We start from the raw sequence: 19,151 nt of genomic DNA, 5'->3' as shown, positions 1-19,151 counted from the left end.
TGCTTGTCGAATCTTCATTACTTAGGCTTCAGTGACCTATCGTGCTGGGAATCGTCAAAGTAGTCGCTCTTGAAAGCCCAATCTCACTAGCCGGTCATAGGCCTTGGCTACCTCGATTGGAACGTCTTGAGGGGTAGCAAAGCCGCGTTGGGCGTAGACGCTGATGCGCTGGGTGTCACCGACGAGCATGTTGATGACGCGGTCTACGTCGCCGATGCTCTCGATGTACTCGTCTAGCGGAAGCGGTCGGGAAGCGCAGATAACGTCCACTTCGGGCCAGAGCTTCTTACAGGTCGCGTATGCGCGTCGCTGCTGGTACGGCCGCGAGATGAGGATGACCGACCCGACCTCGATGCCGCGTGACTCCAGCAGCTTCCGGGTGAGCGTGATGTTGTCCCCGGTGTTCCGCGCCTCGGGTTCGACCAGGATGGCGTCATCGGGTACGCCCAGCTCAAGCGCGTGTTCGCGGTAGTGCACTGCCTCGCCGCGCGGGAAGCGTTCGACAGTCGTCGGCGCGTTGGCCCCAGTGAAGACGATGAGCGGGAACATGCCAGCGTGGAACAGTTCCGCGGTGAAGGTCGCGACCCCGAGATCGTGACTGCCAAGTCCGATCCCGACGTCGGCGGGCCGGAGTTCGTGGTGCATGTCGTGGTAGTCCCAGAGTGTTTGGACGTCGGCGCGGAGTTCGTCCCGCAGGGTGGTCGAACGCTCGGGCATCTGGGTCTCCGGGGTCAGTCGGGGATCTTGAAAGTGTAGGTCCAGGAGAAGCGGCTTGCGGCGTGCACGCCACGTGCGAACTCGACCACGCGGCCGTCATCGGTATAGGTGCGTCGTTGCAACACCATGACGGGTTCGCCTGCGGGGAGTTCGAGCTGCTCGGCCTCGTCGGGTGTCGGCATCCTGGCGTAGAAGGTCTCGGTCATGGTGTCCGGCTCAAGACCTTGCAAGGTGAGGACCAGGAACCCGCCACCTCGTCCCGCTGGACCGGGGGTCGCGTCAACGATGGGGGTGCCTTCGACGTCGGCGGGCCGGTAGTAGCTCGTCAGCATGTGGGTGGGCTGGCCGGCGTCCTTGACCAGTCGTGCCCGCTCGTAGACCGGTGATCCGACCATGACGCCGAGAGCGTCGGCGACTTCTCGGTCAGCTTCGACCTTGGCGACGGTCTGCGTCTGGTCGGTCGGCTTCCAGTCTCGACCGGAGGCTTCGCGGTCTGCGACGAAGGCGACGGTATCGCCGTACTTCCACTTGCTCTTCGCGTACCGGTCTTTGCCCAAGCGCTTCATGGGCGGCCGAGCTCGGACGACGGTCCCGCGTCTCCTGATCGGCGTGACCAGCCCTTCGGCTTCGAGGACTCCGACGGCCTTGCGGACGGTGTTGACGTTGACGTCGTACTCGTCGGCAAGCTCGTCTTGCTTGGGCAGCGTGGTGTCCGGGGCGTAGTCGCCCCGCTGGATCGCGTCTCGCAGGATCGCGGCCAGCTCGCGGTAGCCAGTGCCCACCTGGTCCTCCTTCGTCGGTCGATAACGCTAGCGGTATCACCCCATCATGGTCTACGGAGCCCGATAGAGATAGTTCTATTGACAACTCGCGCAACGGAGCGCTTAATAGAACTACCTCTAACAGGTGCAAGCCCGCTAGGGCTCCAGAGACGACAGGAGACAGACGACATGGCGATCGCCAAGGGGCACCGTTTCGAGATCGACTTTGATGCCGCGTTCCCGCTGGGGCTGGTGATGGTCGGAGAGGTCGCGCCGGACAACGAGTACCAGTCGCGGGAAGACCGCTCCGCAGGCCGACCTGTTCGTCAGCGGGTCGACGAAGTGACGGGCAAGCGGCAGTGGAAGGCCACGGTCACCGACCCGAGCGAGACCAACTCCAAGCGTGCGTCTTATGACGTCACGTTCCTGGCCGATGTGCAGCCAGTGCCGACGACGTCGGAGGTGCTGCCGGGGATGCGGCCGATCGAGCTGGAGGGTCTGACGGCAGAGCCGAAGGTGGCTGGTCAGGGCGAGTTCAGGTACCAGTCCTACGTATTCCGCGCGACCGGTTTCAAGGCTGTCGCATCGGGTGGCGCATCCAAGTCAGGCCGTGCCTCCAACACTGCCGAGTCCACGCCCAAGGCGGCGTGATGACGGGCCGGGTGCCTGGCAGTCAGGGCGTGGCCGTGGTTCCACCGCACCTGGTCCAGAGCTGGGAGGCGGCGTATCGCCACTACGGCGCGATGACGCAGCGGAGCGCGCAAGGCGGGGACGCCCTGGTGGCGCATGACATGGCCGTCGCTTCCTTCGCGGTGGCCTCGGCGTGGCGGGAGCTGGCAACGCAGGGCCAGTTGCCGTGGTGGGTGCTGGCTGCGGTGACGGCGGCGGCTGAGGGGTTCGAGGAGAACGCGCGGTCGTGGGAGGTACGCGCTTATAGCGAGGGAGGACAGGTTCGTGGCGTTCAACGCGATGTGGAAGCCGGGACGGCGGGCGGTCGCGGGGATGCAGGGCAATGGTTCGGCGAACCCGGCGCTGGTGATCTATCTGGATCCGGACAGTTTGGCGATCCTGCCGCCGTCCGACCCGGCCGCGTGGCCGGAGTTCATCCGGCTCCTTCGTCAAATCCGCGACAGCGCGGACGAACTGGCCGTCTTCCTCGACAAGCACAAGGCGGTGCGTGATGACGACACCGGGCCGGAATGAGCCACAGACGCTGAAGGATGCGCACCTGGTCGCCTCGGCTCATCGTCCGAAGCCGGGGTCGAATCTGACGGCCTGGTTGAAGTTCCATCAGGCCAATGCCCGCATGTACCGCGCGGTGTCCGATGTGGACCGAGGGCATCACCACGAACTTCGTTACTGGGTGGGTTATGAGGAGCGGAAGGCGGAGGAGGTGGCCGCGCAGATTCAGAAGAACAAGTCGGAAGCTAGCTGAGAACTGAATAGCTGTAGGGAAAACGTGCGTGGGGACGTGCGGCGTACAAACACGTCCTCACGCGCTTCCCGAGTCTCGTAAGGCGCAGAACCGGTACCTGGCCTAGGAAACCTCGCCGGTCCTGCGCTGTCCACAACCACTGGGAAGTGAACAATGACAACGCTAAACGATGGCAACAAGCGACCGCTAGACGGGGTCACCCGAACGCGCTGCACAGTCTGTAAGCGGTTCGCCAAGCTCCTGCCCGGCGAAACGGAATGCGCTCCCTGCCGGGGAATGCTGCCGCTGGACCTGACCGGCGGTGGTCGCCGATGAACACGAACGTGATCGGTTTTCTTCTCGTCGGTGGCGGGGTGCTGGGTGTGGTGGTGTGGCTGCTGCACAAGCTCGGCCGCGCGCTCGCCACGATCGCGGAAGTCCTCGCCGCCGCTGCGGTGGTCTTCATCGCCTTGTGGTCGGCCGTAAAACTGTTGGGGTGGCTAGGAAAGCAGATCATCACGCACTGGCGGACCAGTCTCGGCGTGATCGCTGTGGCGGCTTGGTGGCAGTGGCTCGGCTGGCCGTCGCTGGCTATCACGGCGGGTTCGGTCGGTGTGGTGCTGGTGGTGTGGCGGCTGCTCGACGTGGTGTCGTTCGACCGGTGCTGTGGCCGGTTCCTGCGGGCGTGGTGGCTGCACTGGTTCACCTACGCCCGGAAACTGCCCGGCTGGCTGCACGCCTGCGGCCTGTCCATCTCCGACGGCACCGTGCCCGTGGAAGTGACGGTCAACCTGGTCGGCCGTCACCGGAAGGCAGATTCTCGTACTGCGGGCGGTGCTGCGGTGCAGGTACCGAAGGTGCTGGGCGTGAGGTCGGGACCGTCCTGGGATGAAGTCCGCGTCCGGCTCGTGCCAGGGCAGAAGCCGGAAGACTTCGACGACGCCGCCCGCGCGCTGGCCGTTGCCCGCAAAGTCACGCGGTGCCAGGTGCGGGAGCGTGAACCCAACGTCGTCTCGCTCGACTTCCAGCGCCGGGAACTCCTCCAAGTGCCTGTGGATTGTGCGGAGCTGCCCGACCTGGCGGCGGTCGACGGTGTGGATTTGCGGCGGGTATTCGCCGGACGGACTGAGTACGGCAAGGACTGGCGGCTGCCGCTGACCGGCCCAGGCGCGCACATGCTCGTTGCCGGTGCCACCGGGGCTGGGAAGAACTCTGTCATGTGGTCTCCGCTCGTGTCGGCGGCGTCGGCGATCCGGGCTGGGACGGTGCGTGTCTCGGGGTTCGACCCGAAGGGGATGGAACTCGCCTACGGGCGCGGGATCTTCGCTCGCTACGGGGTCACGGGTAAGGAAGCGATCGAGGTCTTGGACGACCTGCTTGACGGTCTTGAGTCCCGTAAGCGCGAGTTCGCTGGGGTCACCCGTGAGGTTCCGATTTCCACGGAGAACCCGTTGGAGGTGCTGGAGTTCGACGAAATCGGCGCACTGACCAAGTACACCGATCGCAAGACCCGCGAAGCCATCGTCGAACGGGTCGCCATCCTGACCACGCAAGGCCGGGCACTCGGCTACACGGTGCGCGGGTATGTGCAGGAGCCGACGAAGGACACCGTTCCAGTTCGTGAGCTGTTCCCCCGGCGGGTCTGTCTACGGGTCACCTCGAAGACGCACGTCGGGATGGTCCTCGGTGACGGGGCCTATGAGCGCGGGGCGTGGGCGAATCGGATCGAGGAGTCGGCTGCGGGTGTCGGCTACATCTGGGGCGAAGGCATCCGCGAACCGCTGCGGGTCCGCGCGGGCTGGGTCCCGGACGAGACCGTCAAAGCCTTGGAGAACTACGTCACCAACGGCGGCGCCCACGTGATCGACCTTCCTGTCCGTCGAAGTGGAGAGGAGGTGGCGGCGTGAACCGCGTTCTGGTGTTCCTCGACGCGATCCGCGATCACCTCGACTCCTACGCCTTTCCGCCGGTCGCGTCCGTGCGGGTCGGGTTCGGCCCGAACCCGGTGTCTGTCCAGCTCGATACCGATGGTCTGACGGACGTGGCACGGAGCTTGATCGTCTGGGCGGATTCCCTGGAGAACGTGACCGCCTCGATCTGGCGGGTGTCCCACGGCGGAAGCGTGCACCTGGAGATCCAGGGTCGGACTCCCTGCGGCATCCCGGTCGCGGTCTACGGCGGTGTCCAGTTCGACGAAGCCACGTTCCCGGATCTGCCTGCGGGGATGCGGCAGGAGATGCCGGTGTTCGTGCTGCGGCAGTGGAACACCCCTGGGGAGGTGGCTGCCTGATGAGCGCGAAGGAAGCCGCGGTGAGCACGCCGGCCACCTCTCGGGCCGCTCGGATGCGGGAACCTCTCGCGTCGGACGTGGTGAAAGCGACCGCTGAGAAGCACGGGGTCTGTGTTCGGCCGTTCACGATGGAGGTTGGCGACACCGAGACCGGCGAACTTCGCTACGTCCCGGTTCCGTGTGGCTCGACAGTCGAATCGGTGTGCTTGCCGTGTGCGCGGAAAGCGAAAGCGCTGCGGCAGGTTCAGTGCCGCGAGGGCTGGCACATGGAGACCGAGCCGGACTTCACCCCGAAGCAACCCTCCGAGACACAGACGGAGCTGTTGGCGTTCCGGGCTGACCTCGTCGCCGCTTACCGGCTAAAGACGAACCAGGCCGAAGCGGAGGAGCTGCGGGAGGAGATTCAGGGAGTCGACGACGAACTTCGGCAACTCGGGATGCGGGCCGCCTCCCGTCGATCGACCTGCCCACGAAGAAGACGGTGAAGCGCTCGACCAAGCGGCGGCAGGACGCACCGAACCTCCCCCGGCGCAAGGTCGCCAAGACCACCGTGGGCCGCGAGTACGCGGGACGGTTCCGGCCGTCGATGTTCGTCACCCTCACCTGCGACACCTACGGCCCCGTCCGCGCCGATGGTGCACCGGTCGATCCGTCCACTTATGACTACCGGCGGGCTGCTCGGGACGCGGTCCACTTCTCAGCGCTAATCGACAGGTGGTGGCAGAACCTCCGGCGGGTCGTGGGCTGGGAGGCGCAGTACTTCGCCACCGTCGAACCCCAACGGCGCGCGGCACCGCACCTGCACGCGGCTATCCGGGGATCGATCCCGCATGACGTGATCCGCCAAGTCACCGAAGCCACGTATCACCAGGTCTGGTGGCCTGCGCACGACCAGGTCGTTTACGTCGACCGGATGCCGCTGTGGGACGGCGACCGCAGAGTGTTCGTCGACCCGGACACACGAGAGCCGCTGACCGACTGGGACGACGCGGTAGAGGCCGTGGAAGACCCGGCGCACGTGGTCAGCTTCGGACGACAGGTCCACTCCAAGGGCATCCTCGGCGGCTCCGAAGAAGCCGGGCGGCACATCGGCTACCTGACCAAGTACCTCACCAAATCCACCGGTGAGGTCATCGAAGCCGACACCACGCGGCAGAAGGATCACCACGACCGACTGCACGCTGAACTGTCCGTGACGCCCTGCTCTCCTCGCTGCGCGTTGTGGCTGCTGTACGGCATCAACCCCAAGGGAGCCAACGGGAAAACGACTCCGGGGCACTGCAAGGGAAGGGCTCATCGGCGGACCACACTCGGCCTGCCGGGACGCCGGGTGCTCGTGTCACGAAGGTGGTCCGGGAAGACGCTCGTCGACCACAAGGCCGACCGCAAAGCCTTCGTCCTGGAAGCGCTGGCGGCAGTCGGGATCGAGAAACCCGCACCGGACCCGGCACGGCTGGTCTGGCGCAAGGTCGACTCCGGCGACGCGAACGTGCCTCCTCGGGATCACCTGGTGATGCACGCGATCTCTGAACGGATCACCTGGAAAGCCGAGTACGACAGGGCGCTACTCGCCGCGCAGAGTCCGCCGGATCTTTCGGCAACTCAGGGTGTGGCTGCTTAGGAACTGGGGGGGGGGGAGGGAACACATGGAAGCCAAGTATCTGACGGTCGAAGAGGCGGCTGCCTACCTCAATACCGGCGTCCGGTTTGTGCGTCGACTGATCGCCGAACGCCGGATCGCCTTTCACAAGGCAGGGGTTCATGTCCGTCTCGCTCTCGGGGATCTGGAGAGCTTCATGCAGGCAGGGCGGGTAGAGCCGATCACGCGCGCATCGGTCCGTCGTGACCTGGGAAGGGCGGCCTGATATGGCTAGAAAGCGGGGACGTCGCGGTTTCGGGACCGTTCGGCAACTTCCGTCCAAGCGTTGGCAGGCTCGCTATCCCGGTCCGGACGGAGTCATGCGACCAGCGCCTGAAACCTTCGATACGAAGCGGGCCGCTGAACGCTGGTTGTCGTTGACGGAAACGCAGGTCACACAAGGCGAGTGGATCGACCCAGAGCGAGCAAAGCGCAAGCTCGGCGACTACGCGGACCAGTGGATCACCCAACGGCCGGGGCTTCGTCCGCGTACGGTCGAGCTGTACAAATGGTTGCTGCGTAAGCACATTGCGCCAGACCTCGGCGGGGTCGAGCTGGGCAAGCTGTCCACGGCGATCATTCGTCAGTGGCGTGCTGACCGGCTGACAGTTGGTGTCTCGGAGTCTGTGACGGCTAAGTCCTATCGGTTGCTGCGGGCGATCTTGAACACGGCGGTTGAGGAGGACAAGATCCTGCCTCGCAACCCGTGTCGAGTCCGCGGTGCCGATCGCGAGAATCCGGACGAACGGCCGGTGATCACCGTGGCCCAAGTGTTCGATCTGGCCAGCCGGATGCCGGAGCGTTTCCGGGCGCTTGTGCTCCTCGCCGCGTTCGGTTCGCTGCGGTGGGGTGAGGTGACCGCGTTGCGCCGATGTGACGTCGCTGAGGACGCGGGCTGGGTAAGGGTGTCGCGTGCGATGGTCGAGGTTCCCGGACGCGGGCTCATCGTCGGACCACCCAAGTCGCGGGCGGGTGTTCGGACGCTGATCATTCCAGCGGCGGTCCGGCCTGACCTCCTGCATCACCTGGAGACCTGGGTCAAGCCCGAGCAAGACGCGCTCCTCTTCACCGGTGAGCGAGGTGGGAACGCGGTACGTCGGCCGAACTTCAGTCAGCGGACGAAGTGGGTCGAGGTCGTGGAGAAGATGGGCTTGAAGGGGCTGCACTTCCACGACCTGCGCCACGCCGGGAACATCTGGGCGTCGAAGGCGGGCACATCGACCAAAGACCTCATGGCGCGGATGGGGCATGACGACATGCGGGCGGCCCTCATCTACCAGCGGGCGACGAGTGAGGCCGACGCGCAGATCGCGGACCGGCTGTCCAAGCTCGTCGACCGTCACCGGAAGGGCACGACGCCAGACGACGACGAAGATCAGGACGGCCAGCCGGTCCCGGTCGGCTAATGGCCCATCAATGGCACGCGAGAGCCGATGCGCAGACAAAGCGAAAGTCCCAGGTCCTAAGTGGACATCCACTGACCTGGGGCTTTCGTATGAGAGCGGATGACGGGAATCGAACCCGCGTATTCAGCTTGGGAAGCTGATGTTCTACCATTGAACTACATCCGCAGTGCTCGGCCAGCATACATGGTCCGGATCTCCCCTTGCCAAGCCCTACCCCACCTTGACGTCGCCCTCGAATGTGACAACACTTGTTGTCTATATCGGAGGTGAGCCGGATGGACGAGAGGCTGCCCGACCCCGAGCTGTTCCGCCAAGGCGGGTTCCGGGTCGCGTCGAGGTTGTTCATCGAGGGCGACATCAGGGGTGACGAGCGCCAGGTGGCCCGGTTGCGGGGGTTCGCGCAGCGGGAGGATCCGGCGGCCGACGTGCTGGTGCCGTTGCTGCGAAAAGGCGCCCAAGGACAGTTCGAACTGGCGCTGCGGCAAGGCATCGAGAGTGTCGAGAGTCCGCCGGAGGAGCTCGAAGCCTTCTTTCGTGACGTCGAGGCGACGCCGTACTGGGTCGATCAGGATCGGTTGGAGCGCGGAGCGCGGGCGATCACGCGTGCCGGGTTGCTCGGGCTCTTTCCGCTCGGCGACGTTTCGTTGATGGGCGGCTATCTCGCGTCGCGTGCCACGAAGTCGCTCGTCGGCACGGGCGAGATCGAGTACAAGGCGGCGCGGCGCCTCGTCGAGACGGCGACTTGGTGGATCCACGTGACGACGCCGGGTGCGCTGGTGCCCGGCGGGCGCGGGTACGAGGCCGCGTTGCGGGTGCGGATCGTGCACGCGCATGTCCGCGCCGCGATGAACCGCCGCAAGGATTGGGATTACGCCGCTTGGGACAGGCCGGTCAATCAGGTCCAGACCGCGGGCACGCTCCTTCTCTTCTCCCTCGTCTACGTGTTCGGCACGCAACTGCTCGGCCTTCGCTACAGCGCCCGCGAGCGCGCCGACATCCTGCACCTTTGGCGTTACGTCGGTTGGCTGATGGGCGTCGACGAGGAGCTCCTGCCCGCCGGCGAGGACGACGCCTGGCGGCTGCTGTGGCTGCTCGCCACCACCGAGTTCATCCCCGACGACGATTCCAAACGGCTCGCCGCGGCGCTCATGAAGTCCCACGCCGCGATCGGCGAGGGCCGGGGCGCGGTGGGCAAGGTCCTCTCGCATGTGTCGGTCGCGGCGCACGGGTCGATCAGCAGACTCCTTCTCGGCAAGACCAACGCCGACTTCCTGGAGTTGCCGGACGATCCGATCGCGCAGGCCGCCGTGGTCGCGGTGGCGGGCGTCAACTTCGCCGCCGAGACGGTCCGGCGGGTGGTGCCCGGCGCGACGGCGCTCCAAGAGCTGATCGGGGCCGCCGGCCGTCGCCACTACCTCCGGCAGGTCACCAAGGTGTTCGGGCTCGACCCCACCTACGGCAGGCACATGAAGGCCGCTTGACTACGCTGACCGCGTGCTCCTCAGCGACCGTGACCTCCGTAAAGAGCTCGACGCCGGCCGTCTCGGTGTCGACCCGTTCGACCCGACGATGGTCCAGCCGTCGAGCATCGACGTGCGACTCGACCGCTATTTCCGCGTGTTCGACAACAGCAAGTACACGCACATCGACCCGCAGCTCCAGCAGGACGAGCTGACCTCGCTGGTCGAGAAGGAGGGCGAAGACCCCTTCGTCCTCCACCCCGGCGAGTTCGTCCTGGGCTCCACGTACGAGACCGTCACGCTCGCCGACGACCTCGCCGGCCGTCTGGAGGGCAAGTCCTCCCTCGGCCGTCTCGGCCTGCTCACGCACTCCACCGCGGGCTTCATCGACCCGGGCTTCTCGGGTCACATCACGCTGGAGCTGTCGAACGTCGCGAACCTGCCGATCACACTGTGGCCGGGTATGAAGATCGGCCAGCTCTGCATCTTCCGCCTGTCCAGCGCGGCGGAGTTCCCGTACGGCTCGAACGAGGCCGGCTCGCGCTACCAGGGGCAGCGGGGACCGACCCCCAGCCGCGCGTACAAGAACTTCCACCGCGTCGACACCTGGCGCTAGCTCGCTGGCGTTTCCCACTCGATCCGGTGCCGCCACATGAAGGCGTTCGGATCCTCCTTCGGCGGGTTCTTGAACGCCCGCGTGAGGAAGAAATCGCGGATCACCCGCCCGACGGGGCCGGCCGCCTTCGCGTCGCCGTTGCGCTTGCCGCGCTCGACGACGGCCTCGACGCGTTCGCGTCGCAGGCCTTCGTAGGCGGCGAGCGCTTTCGGGATCGAGGGCACGTCGCGCAGGCATCGCGCCAGCGTGACGGCGTCCTCGACGGCCATCGCCGCGCCCTGTCCCGCGGCCGGTGAGGTCGCGTGGGCGGCGTCGCCGATGATGACCATCCGGTCCGTCCGCCAGGTCGGCACGCTCGGGAAGTCGTACGTCGCCCACGGCCGGTAGATCTCCCGGGTCGCTCGCACGATCTCGACGGCCGGAGTGCGGTCCACCGCGAGTTCCCGGATCAGGTCCTCGCGCCAGGTGCACGTCTCGGGGAGGTCGGCCGGAGACGGCTCATGCTTCCGGGGCACGTTCGCGAACCACCAGACGCCGCCGTCCGGGTGGACGACGTGGGCGAAGAACAGCCGCTTGCCGAAGGTCATGTGCATGACGCCGGGTTCGTCGTCCAGCCGCAGGCCCTCGGCCAGCCCGCCGGTGTTCAGCAGGGGCACGTAGCGCGGTGACGGCGCCCGCGGGTCGATGATCGTCCGCACCCGCGAGCGGAGCCCGTCCGCGCCGATCAGCAGGTCGCCCTCGGCCGACGAGCCGTCCTCGAACGCCGCGTGTACGCCGGAAGCGGTCTCGCGAGCGTCGGCCAGGCGCCTGCCGTAGCGGACCTCGATGCCGCGTCTGACGGCTTCGTCGCGAAGGCCGATGTAGAGGTCGGAGCGCAGCACGGTCTGGCTCGTGGTGCCGTCCTCCAGCCTGCCGCCGAGCGCGAGGTCCGCCAGTTCGCGCCCGTTCCCCAGCCGCATCTTGATCCGCGGCGTGTCGAATCCCAGGTCTTTGACCAGGTCTTTCAGGCCCAGCGGTGCCAGCGCGTCGAGTCCGTTCACCGCAAGGGTCAAGAACGCGCCGACGCCTTCCGCGGTCCGGTCGTACGCCTCGTGGATCACCGGTTCGTGGCCGATCTCGTGCAGTGCGATCGCCGTGACCGTGCCCGCGATACCCCCACCGGCGATCAGTACTTTCGCCATGTTGTTCACCTCATCAAATATCTTAGAAACTAATTCGTTCTATCGAACTAAAGACTCCGCTAGGCTGGTCGACGTGTCAAGTGAGCGGGCGGAACTGGTCGAACGGGTCCTCGGCGGATCGCGGGCGCTGTCGACGGAGACGGTCATGTTCCATACGGCGATCGCCGAGCAGCGAGGCCTTTCGGCCGTCGAAAGCAAGGTGACCGACTACCTCGCCCGCCTCGGGCCGCAGACGCCGAAGGCGCTTTCGCAGCTCTCGGGGCTCGCGCCGGCGTCGATCACCGCGCTCATCGACAGGCTCGAGGGCAAGGGGATCGTCGCGCGGAAGCCGCATCCCGACGACCGGCGCAAGGTGCTCATCGAGATCGACGGGGCGGCGATGGCCTCGGCCGCGCCGTTGTGGGACCACCTGGTGAAGTCGGTCCGCGAAGCCTGCGAGAACTACACGAACGGTGAGCTCAAGGCGGTGGTCCGGTTCCTCGCGGACGCCGCGGCGATCACGCACGACTCGACTCAAACGATCACTAAGGGCGACCGCTGACCGGTATTACTACTTTCGGGGGTATTGCCGTAACCGGTTCGTGATAGTTTTCGGCCCCGTGTCCCCCAATAGAACACGAAGCCGGTTACTACTGGTCACGCTCAGCGTCCTGCTGGGCGGGGTGATCGCCAGTGCGAGCTACCTGATGGTGACCGATCGGTTCCAGGGTACTGCGCTGAGTAATCTGTCACTGAGTGTTCCCGACACCAAGGGCAGACCCGGCGAGGCCCTCGCGAAGCCTCCCTCTTACTTCGGCCAGACGTCCGCTCCGGCTCCTGGTGGCCCCGCGTCCGACTCCGCGGCCCCGACGTCGTCTTCGGCCGCCCCCACGTCTTCCTCCGCGCCGCCCAGCTCGTCGTCCGCCCCGGCCGAGTCGCCCGCCCCTACCTCGGAAGCCTCGAAGCCGACGAGCAGCAAGGCTCCGGAGCCGCCTCGTTCGCAGGACAGCTCGCTCGCCGCTCAGGTCGTCGACCTCGTCAACGCCGAGCGTGCCGACGCGGGCTGCTCACCGGTGAGCAACGAGTCGCGTCTCGCCGCCGCCGCGCAGGGCCACAGCGACGACATGTCCGCCCGGAACTACTTCTCGCACACCACGCCGGAAGGCGTCACGTTCGACCAGCGCATCCGTGCCGCCGGCTACGACAAGCCCGGCGCCGAGAACATCGCCAAGGGCCAGTCGAACGCCGCGAAGGTGATGGACGCCTGGATGAACTCCGAGGGTCACCGCGCGAACATCCTCAACTGCAAGCTGAAGAAGATCGGCGTCGGCGTCAACACCAAGGGCATGTACTGGACGCAGAACTTCGGCTACTGACCCTTGTCCCAGTCGCCGTAGCGGGCCAGCACGGCCGCGCGCAGTTCGGCGTCCGTGCGCGGGACCGGTTCGATGAACACCTCGGTGACGTCGCCGAACGTCTCCGCCAGTTCGGCGGCCATCCGGACGCAGGCGCGTTCGACGTCCGCGGCGCCGAGTGCGTCGTCGAAGTCGACGCGGGCGCAGACGAGCACCTGATCGGTGCCCATGAGCATGGTCTGCAGGTCGACGACGGCCTCGATCTCGGGCGCGCCCATCAAGTGGTCGCGTACCGCGCGCACCAGCCTCGGATCCGCCTGCCTGCCGATCAGCAGGCCGCGGTTGGTGCGCCCGAGCACGTACGCGACGAGCGCCAGCAGCACCCCGATCGCGATCGACGCCGCGCCGTCCCAGACGTGCGATCCGGTGAGCTGGTGCAGCCCGATACCGGCGAACGCGAGCAGCAGGCCGATCAGCGCGGCCGAGTCCTCGAACAGGACGGTCTTCGGGGCCGGGTCGTCGATCATCCGCAGGTAGACCGAGACCTTCTGGTCCGATTCCGCGGCGTCGCGCCGCACCTGCCGCACGGCCTGGAACCACGAGACGGACTCGAGGACGAACGCGATCGCGAGGACGACGTAGCCGACGATCGGATCGGTCTGCTCGGTCGCTTCGCCGAACACCGTCGAGAAGCCTTCGTAGAGCGCGAACATCGCGCCGGAGGCGAAGATCGACACCGCCGCGAGCAGCGACCAGAAGTAGCGTTCCTTGCCGTAGCCGAAGGGGTGGACGCGGTCGGCGGGGCGGTCCGACCGTTTCAGCGCGGTCAGCAGGAGGACTTCGGTGATCGTGTCGGCCACCGAGTGCGCGGCCTCCGACAGCATCGCGCCGGAGCCGGTGATGATCCCGGCGATCAGTTTCAGCACGGCGATGGCGAGGTTGACCCCACCCGCCAGCACCACGGTCAGGGTGCTTTCGTCACCGGATTCTTCACTCACCTCGCGTAGCGTAGTGCGAGTGAGTCGATCTCACAGGCGACGCAAACCCTGCAGTACACGTTCCATCAAGGCGAGTGCCGGATGACCGTCGAATTCAGCCTGCGTTTCATGAACGGTGACCAAACCGAGTTCGGCCATATCACCCAAAAGGACCTTTGCAACGCCGAGTGGAACGCTTAGTGACGCCGCTACTTCGGCGACGGAAGTCGGACGACGGCACAGTGTTCTCACGGAATGGAATTCGACGCTGAACCCTGGCGCGTTCCACGGCGCGTCGCTCCGGACGGAAATCATCGCTTCGATGGCGAAGTTCCGTTTGGACTGTGTGCGTCCGCCCGTGCGGACGTACGGGCGGACGCGCGTGCGGCGGCGTTCCTGTCGCGGCGGTCGCCTGGCGGCCGGGATGCTGGGGATGGTCGCTTCCTGGGCCATTCTGGCGAGCGCCGCGGTCGAGGGGACGCGAGCGGGCGGGCGGACGGTCGGTGACCCCGGCATCGCGAGCCGGTGTTCTTTGACCGTGCGGAGTTCGTGCCGGTTGCCCATCGTTTCTCGCCCCCCTGTTTTTCGAGCGCACTGCCCGGACCCGATGCCGGCATCGCCGAAAGGAAACCTCGTGGACGACAACGGCAACGAGGAAACGTCAGCCTATCGCTGCCGTGTACCGCCGAACGGGTAACGGGACGGAATGGTCTGGACCGGATAAAACAAGAGGGAACATTCTCTCGCATTATGTGCGAGAGAATGTTCCCTCCGGCCTCGGGTTTCTACTTGTCTTCCTCGGGAAGCGGTGTCCCGGTGGCTGTTTCGTCGGTGGGCACGTCGGCCTTTCCGTCGAGTTCGGCATCCGAGACGCCGTCCAGGGACGGCGCTCCCGCCGGGACCAGTTGCGGCTCCGGCTTCCGCTTGACAGCGGTCAGCAGCAGCTGGGCGACGTCGACTATCTCGACCTTCTCGCTCGCCTGACCGTCGCTCTGACGCGCGGTGAGGCCGTCGTTGAGCATCACCTTGCAGAACGGGCAGCCGGTCGCGATCTTCGACGGCGCGGTGCCGAGCGCTTCGTCGACTCGCTCGACGTTGATGCGCTTGCCGATCTTCTCTTCCATCCACATCCGCGCGCCACCGGCACCACAGCACATCGAGCGGTCGCCGTGCCGCGGCATCTCGCGCAGCTGCGCGCCCGAAGCACTGACGAGCTCACGCGGAGCGTCGTAGACCTTGTTGTGGCGGCCCAGGTAGCACGGGTCGTGGTAGGTGACGTCCTCGGCGACGGGGGCGACCGGGGTCAGGTGCTTCTCCCGCACCAGGCGGTTGAGCAGCTGCGTGTGGTGCACGACGTCGAACTGGCCGCCCAGCTCCGGGTACTCGTTCGCGAGCGTGTTGAAGCAGTGGGCACAGGTGACGACCACCTTGCGCGCCTTGCGTTCGCGGCCCTCGAACACCGAGTTCAGGATCTCGACGTTCTGCTGCGCCAGCATCTGGAACAGGAACTCGTTGCCCGCGCGGCGGGCCGGGTCACCGGTGCAGGACTCCTCGGAGCCGAGCACGGTGTACTTCACGCCCGCGATGTGCAGCAGTTCCGCGACAGCGCGCGTGGTCTTCTTCGCGCGGTCCTCGAACGCGCCGGCGCAGCCGACCCAGAAGAGGTACTCGGTGTCGCCGAGGTCGCCGTCGAACACCGGCACCTCGAACTCCAGGTCCTCGGTCCAGGCCAGCCGGTCCTTGGCGTTCTGGCCCCACGGGTTGCCCTTGTTCTCCAGGTTCTTGAACATCCCGTTGAGCTCGCTGGGGAACGAGGACTCGATCATCACCTGGTAGCGGCGCATGTCGACGATGTGGTCGACGTGCTCGATGTCCACCGGGCACTGCTCGACGCACGCGCCGCAGGAGGTGCAGGACCACAGCACCTCGGGGTCGATCACGCCGCCGTCGTCGCCGATGAGGGCCTTCTGCGACTCCGCGATCGCGAGGACGTCGATGCCCGCGTACATGTCGTCGCCGGACAAACCGACCTCGTCGCCGGCCATGTCGCGCTTGCCGCCTGCGAGCAGGTACGGCGCCTTCGCGTAGGCGTGGTCGCGAAGCTGCGTGATGAGCAGCTTCGGCGACAGCGGCTTGCCGGTGTTCCACGCGGGGCACTGCGACTGGCAGCGGCCGCATTCGGTGCAGGTGGAGAAGTCCAGCCAGCCCTTCCAGCTGAAGTCCTCGATCTTGCCGACACCGAAGGTGTCCTCGTCCGGGTCGGCCTCTTCGAGGTCGAGCACCTTGCCGTTGCTCATCATCGGCTTGAGCGCGCCCAGCGCGACGCCGCCGTCGGCCTCGCGCTTGAAGTAGATGTTGAAGAAGGCGCTGAACCGGTGCCAGGCGATGCCCATGGTCATGGTGCGCGCGATGACGATCAGCCAGATCGTGGCGCTCATCAGCTTGACGAACGCGAACACCGAGACCAGGTTCGGGCTCGCGGGCAGCAGCTCACCGATCGGATGCGAAACGAACGCGGCCCAGACCGGGGTCTCGTGGACGTTCAGCGCGGACTTCGCGGCGCGCACGCCGATGATGCCGATGCCCTCGATGAGCACGACGGCCTCGATGAAGTACGCCCACTTGAAGTTGGAGCCCTGGAAGCGGGACTGCCGGTCCGCGCGGCGCGGGTGGTTCTTCTGGCGGACCCAGATCAGCACCAGGATGCCGACGATGGTGCCGACCCCCAGCAGTTCCATGAGCAGCTGGAACAGCGACCAGTCGTCGAGGATGGGCCAGCCCCAGGTCGGGACGAAGACCTCGCCGTACGCCTCGAAGAGGGCGAGCGACCCGATCAGGAAGCCCCACATGACCAGCCAGTGCGCCGGTCCGACGCTCTTGACCTTGTTCATCCGGGTGTGCGCGGCGAATTCCTTGATCAGGGTCTTCATGCGCGGGATGAACGGGCCGTTGCGGGTCGAGTCCGGCTGACCGAGGCGGATCACCCGCACGAAGCGGGCGATGGTCGCGAAGAACATTCCCCAGGCGACGACGCCGAGCAGGACCGCGATCCCGCCGAGCGTCAGCTGTACAGCGCCCATCGTCGGGTGCCTTTCGTCCGAGTGAAGCTGTGGTGGTTCGGGCAGACTAATGCTTCTTACTGATGGGTAACCCACTGGCCGCGCCCAAGTCCCACCGATGTGGTGTACGCCTCTCTTGGTTTTAAGACGATCGTCCAGGTAGTTTTTGTGACATGGGTGCGTACCTTCTCCTCGCTTTGGCCATCGCCGCTGAGGTATCCGCGACGGTGTCGTTGAAACTTTCCGAGGGCTTCAGCAAGGTGGGCCCGTCGATCGTCGTGGTCCTCGGATACGCCGTCGCGTTCGTCGCACTGGCGTACGTGCTGAAGGCGGGCGTGCCGGTGAGCGTCGCCTACGCGATCTGGGCCGCGGCCGGTGTCGCGCTGGTGGCCGCCGTCGGCATCGTGTTCTTCAAAGAACCCGTCAACTTTTCCGTGATCGCCGGATTGGTGCTGGTGATCGGCGGCGTCGTGCTGATCGAAGCAGGGGGCGCGCACTAAGTGAAGATCCAGATCGACGGCCGGAAGGCCCGGGGCGAGAAGCGGCGCGACGAGATCATCGCGGCCGCGTTGCGGGTGATCGAACGCGACGGCGTCGCCGGCGTCACCCACCGGACGGTCGCCGCCGAGGCAGGCGTGCCGACGGCTTCGACGACGTATCACTTCTCCAGCCTCGACGACCTGCTGATCGCCACCCTCATCTCGTGCGCGCGGGATATGGCGACCGAGGTCTACTGGATGATCGACCGCGCCCGTTCGCGCGGCAGCCGCGGCGCGGAAGAGGTCGCCGGACTCCTCGCGGAGGCACTGGGCCCGCAGCGCGGGCGGACGATGGCGGAGTACGAGCTGTACCTGCTGGCCGCGCGCAAACCCGAGCTGCGGCCCGCCGCCCGGCGCTGGCTGGACGTGCTGACCTCGATGGTCCGGCACGACGACGAGGTCGCGTTCCGGGTGTTCCTCGCCGGTATCGACGGCCTCCTGATCCAGGGCCTCATCGACGACGAGCCGCCGTCCGCGGAGGAGCTGCGGCCGGTGGTCGACTACCTGCTGAAACCCCGTTGACCTGACGGGTAACTTTCGGATCATGAGGACTGTCGGCGCATACGAACTGGACGACGACCCGGCTCGGGTGGACCTCGACATGGTGTGGAAGTACTTGTCCACCAGCGTTTACTGGGGCAAGTGGCGAGACCGCGAGCTGATCGAGAAGGTCTTCAGGAACGCGTGGCGAGTCGTCGGCGCGTACGAGAGCTCGACAGGCCGTCAGGTCGGCTTCGCGCGGGCGTTCTCGGACACCATCGGCAGCGCGTACCTCGCGGACGTCTTCGTCGTCGACGAGGCGCGCGGCGCGGGGCTCGGCAAGGAACTGGTCCGGGAGATGATCGACAACGGGCCGGGCGCGGAGTTCCGGTGGATGCTGCACACCGCCGACGCGCACGGGCTGTACCGGCCGTTCGGCTTCGGTGACCCGCCCGAGGGGCAGTACATGGAGCGGAGCCGGGCCAACGGGCAGGTTTAGGGAGCGTCTCCGGCGCCCCCGATGTGGCATTGGGGGCATTGGGCGTCCCCAATGCCACATCGGGAACCTGAGTAAGCCGCCTCAGGCCTTGTTCTCGTGCAGGGCCGTAAGCGTCGCCCGGCCGATGGCGTGGCCGAAGAGGTTGAAGCCGAGGAAAGCCGGCGTAGCGTCTTCGCCGACCTCAAGCTTTTCGACGTCGACAGCGTGCACCGCGAAGATGTACCGGTGCGGCCCGTGTCCGGGCGGCGGGGCGGCGCCGAGGAACTGCTTCACACCCCCGTCCCCCTTCAGGGTGACAGCGCCCGCCGGCAGACCGGAGCCCGTCTCGTCGCCCGCGTTCGCGGCCAGCGCCGTCACCGACGCGGGGATGTCGAAGACCGCCCAGTGCCAGAAACCGCTCGCCGTCGGGGCGTCGGGGTCGTAGCAGGTCACGGCGAAACTCTTGGTCCCCTCAGGGAAGCCCTCCCAGGACAGTTGCGGGGAACGGTCTTCGCCGCCCGCGCCGAAGATCCCGGAAAGCTGGGCTGTCGGCAGGAAGCCGCCTTCTTCGATGTCGGTGCTGCTCAAGGTGAAGGCAGGCAGATCGGGCAGAAAGTCGTACGGATCGGGTGCCTGCGGCATGCGTCCTCCTGATCGTGGAACCGATGACGAAGCCAGGCTAGGTGCTGTCCTGTGAGTCTGTTCGATGGGCTTCGTGATCCAGGTGGTTCCTGGCGGTGCGGGTGGATCGGCCTCGTACCGGGTCGTACTCGGCCGCGTCCGCCCGTGCCGTCAGGGGC

The 19,151-nt window shown here is 66.5% G+C and carries 21 protein-coding genes, 1 tRNA gene and 1 pseudogene; 15 read left to right on the top strand and 8 right to left on the bottom strand.

Going from position 1 to position 19,151, the window contains the following annotated elements; translation table 11 throughout:
* Window positions 1-54 precede the first annotated feature (54 nt).
* Window positions 55-717, bottom strand: coding sequence for a YdcF family protein (locus DL991_RS00545; RefSeq protein WP_125779812.1), 663 nt, complete (start codon window positions 715-717; stop codon window positions 55-57).
* Window positions 718-731: 14 nt separating this feature from the next.
* Window positions 732-1,499 (bottom strand): GntR family transcriptional regulator, encoded by a 768-nt coding sequence (locus DL991_RS00540; protein WP_125779809.1) that lies wholly within the window; start codon window positions 1,497-1,499, stop codon window positions 732-734.
* A gap of 168 nt (window positions 1,500-1,667) precedes the next feature.
* Between DL991_RS00540 and DL991_RS00535 the strand changes: the two genes are divergently transcribed.
* From DL991_RS00535 to DL991_RS00500, 8 genes and pseudogenes are all read left to right on the top strand, one after another.
* On the top strand, window positions 1,668-2,129 hold the full coding sequence (locus DL991_RS00535; protein WP_125779807.1) for a hypothetical protein: 462 nt from the start codon (window positions 1,668-1,670) through the stop codon (window positions 2,127-2,129).
* Window positions 2,130-2,432: 303 nt separating this feature from the next.
* Window positions 2,433-2,681, top strand: coding sequence for a hypothetical protein (locus tag DL991_RS00530; RefSeq protein ID WP_125779805.1), 249 nt, complete (start codon window positions 2,433-2,435; stop codon window positions 2,679-2,681).
* Window positions 2,659-2,913: an AMED_5909 family protein gene (locus DL991_RS00525; protein ID WP_199753773.1), complete on the top strand. Its 255-nt coding sequence runs from the start codon at window positions 2,659-2,661 to the stop codon at window positions 2,911-2,913. Before DL991_RS00530 ends, DL991_RS00525 begins: the two co-directional genes overlap by 23 nt.
* Before the next feature lie 311 nt (window positions 2,914-3,224).
* A complete protein-coding gene (locus DL991_RS00520) occupies window positions 3,225-4,799 on the top strand; it encodes an FtsK/SpoIIIE domain-containing protein (RefSeq protein WP_125779803.1) in 1,575 nt (524 codons plus the stop codon).
* A complete protein-coding gene (locus DL991_RS00515) occupies window positions 4,796-5,182 on the top strand; it encodes a hypothetical protein (RefSeq protein ID WP_125779801.1) in 387 nt (128 codons plus the stop codon). Before DL991_RS00520 ends, DL991_RS00515 begins: the two co-directional genes overlap by 4 nt.
* Window positions 5,182-6,803, top strand: a pseudogene (locus DL991_RS00510) (replication initiator). The gene DL991_RS00515 and the pseudogene DL991_RS00510 overlap by 1 nt, the downstream one beginning before the upstream one ends.
* A gap of 25 nt (window positions 6,804-6,828) precedes the next feature.
* Entirely contained in the window at window positions 6,829-7,047 is a 219-nt protein-coding gene (locus DL991_RS00505) for an excisionase family DNA-binding protein (protein ID WP_125779799.1), read from the top strand.
* Complete coding sequence (locus DL991_RS00500) at window positions 7,025-8,227, top strand: tyrosine-type recombinase/integrase (protein WP_233598624.1); 1,203 nt, start codon at window positions 7,025-7,027, stop codon at window positions 8,225-8,227. Before DL991_RS00505 ends, DL991_RS00500 begins: the two co-directional genes overlap by 23 nt.
* Window positions 8,228-8,321: 94 nt before the next feature.
* On the opposite strand, the gene DL991_RS00495 is transcribed toward DL991_RS00500, so the two are convergent.
* Window positions 8,322-8,392: transfer RNA gene (locus tag DL991_RS00495), tRNA-Gly, on the bottom strand.
* Between the two features lie 110 nt (window positions 8,393-8,502).
* On the opposite strand from DL991_RS00495, the gene DL991_RS00490 reads away from it, so the two are divergent.
* A complete protein-coding gene (locus tag DL991_RS00490) occupies window positions 8,503-9,708 on the top strand; it encodes an oxygenase MpaB family protein (protein ID WP_125779797.1) in 1,206 nt (401 codons plus the stop codon).
* A gap of 13 nt (window positions 9,709-9,721) precedes the next feature.
* The gene (dcd, locus tag DL991_RS00485) at window positions 9,722-10,303 is read left to right on the top strand and encodes a dCTP deaminase (protein ID WP_125679521.1); all 582 of its coding nucleotides are present in this window, start codon (window positions 9,722-9,724) and stop codon (window positions 10,301-10,303) included.
* On the opposite strand, the gene DL991_RS00480 is transcribed toward dcd, so the two are convergent.
* Window positions 10,300-11,484, bottom strand: coding sequence for an NAD(P)/FAD-dependent oxidoreductase (locus DL991_RS00480; RefSeq protein ID WP_125779795.1), 1,185 nt, complete (start codon window positions 11,482-11,484; stop codon window positions 10,300-10,302). The two genes, dcd and DL991_RS00480, sit on opposite strands and share 4 nt — an antisense overlap.
* A gap of 73 nt (window positions 11,485-11,557) precedes the next feature.
* Between DL991_RS00480 and DL991_RS00475 the strand changes: the two genes are divergently transcribed.
* Together DL991_RS00475 and DL991_RS00470 are read left to right on the top strand one after the other, a co-directional pair.
* Window positions 11,558-12,025, top strand: a complete 468-nt coding sequence (locus tag DL991_RS00475) for a MarR family winged helix-turn-helix transcriptional regulator (RefSeq protein ID WP_125779793.1) — start codon at window positions 11,558-11,560, stop codon at window positions 12,023-12,025.
* 121 nt (window positions 12,026-12,146) lie between these two features.
* Complete coding sequence (locus DL991_RS00470) at window positions 12,147-12,839, top strand: CAP domain-containing protein (protein ID WP_125780060.1); 693 nt, start codon at window positions 12,147-12,149, stop codon at window positions 12,837-12,839.
* On the opposite strand, the gene DL991_RS00465 is transcribed toward DL991_RS00470, so the two are convergent.
* From DL991_RS00465 to DL991_RS00455, 3 genes are all read right to left on the bottom strand, one after another.
* On the bottom strand, window positions 12,833-13,816 hold the full coding sequence (locus tag DL991_RS00465; RefSeq protein ID WP_125779791.1) for a cation diffusion facilitator family transporter: 984 nt from the start codon (window positions 13,814-13,816) through the stop codon (window positions 12,833-12,835). The genes DL991_RS00470 and DL991_RS00465 overlap by 7 nt on opposite strands.
* Window positions 13,817-13,846: 30 nt before the next feature.
* Complete coding sequence (locus tag DL991_RS00460) at window positions 13,847-14,248, bottom strand: DUF742 domain-containing protein (RefSeq protein WP_233598623.1); 402 nt, start codon at window positions 14,246-14,248, stop codon at window positions 13,847-13,849.
* 332 nt (window positions 14,249-14,580) lie between these two features.
* The gene (locus tag DL991_RS00455) at window positions 14,581-16,875 is read right to left on the bottom strand and encodes a (Fe-S)-binding protein (protein WP_125779787.1); all 2,295 of its coding nucleotides are present in this window, start codon (window positions 16,873-16,875) and stop codon (window positions 14,581-14,583) included.
* A 152-nt stretch (window positions 16,876-17,027) separates the two neighbouring features.
* Between DL991_RS00455 and DL991_RS00450 the strand changes: the two genes are divergently transcribed.
* From DL991_RS00450 to DL991_RS00440, 3 genes are read left to right on the top strand one after another with little or no spacing between them, the layout of a single operon-like run.
* Window positions 17,028-17,354, top strand: coding sequence for a multidrug efflux SMR transporter (locus DL991_RS00450; protein WP_125779785.1), 327 nt, complete (start codon window positions 17,028-17,030; stop codon window positions 17,352-17,354).
* The gene (locus DL991_RS00445) at window positions 17,355-17,915 is read left to right on the top strand and encodes a TetR/AcrR family transcriptional regulator (protein ID WP_125779783.1); all 561 of its coding nucleotides are present in this window, start codon (window positions 17,355-17,357) and stop codon (window positions 17,913-17,915) included.
* Between the two features lie 22 nt (window positions 17,916-17,937).
* Window positions 17,938-18,372 carry a GNAT family N-acetyltransferase gene (locus DL991_RS00440; RefSeq protein ID WP_125779781.1) on the top strand — a complete coding sequence of 145 codons (435 nt, stop codon included), beginning with the start codon at window positions 17,938-17,940 and terminating at the stop codon, window positions 18,370-18,372.
* A gap of 81 nt (window positions 18,373-18,453) precedes the next feature.
* Here the strand turns inward: DL991_RS00440 and DL991_RS00435 are convergent, their stop codons facing one another.
* Complete coding sequence (locus DL991_RS00435; RefSeq protein WP_125779779.1) at window positions 18,454-18,993, bottom strand: YbhB/YbcL family Raf kinase inhibitor-like protein; 540 nt, start codon at window positions 18,991-18,993, stop codon at window positions 18,454-18,456.
* Window positions 18,994-19,151 lie beyond the last annotated feature (158 nt).

This window comes from Amycolatopsis sp. WAC 01375 (assembly GCF_003947325.1).
GTDB lineage: Bacteria > Actinomycetota > Actinomycetes > Mycobacteriales > Pseudonocardiaceae > Amycolatopsis.
Note: the sequence above shows the minus strand (reverse complement) of the source record. Positions and strands in the feature narration are given on the sequence as shown.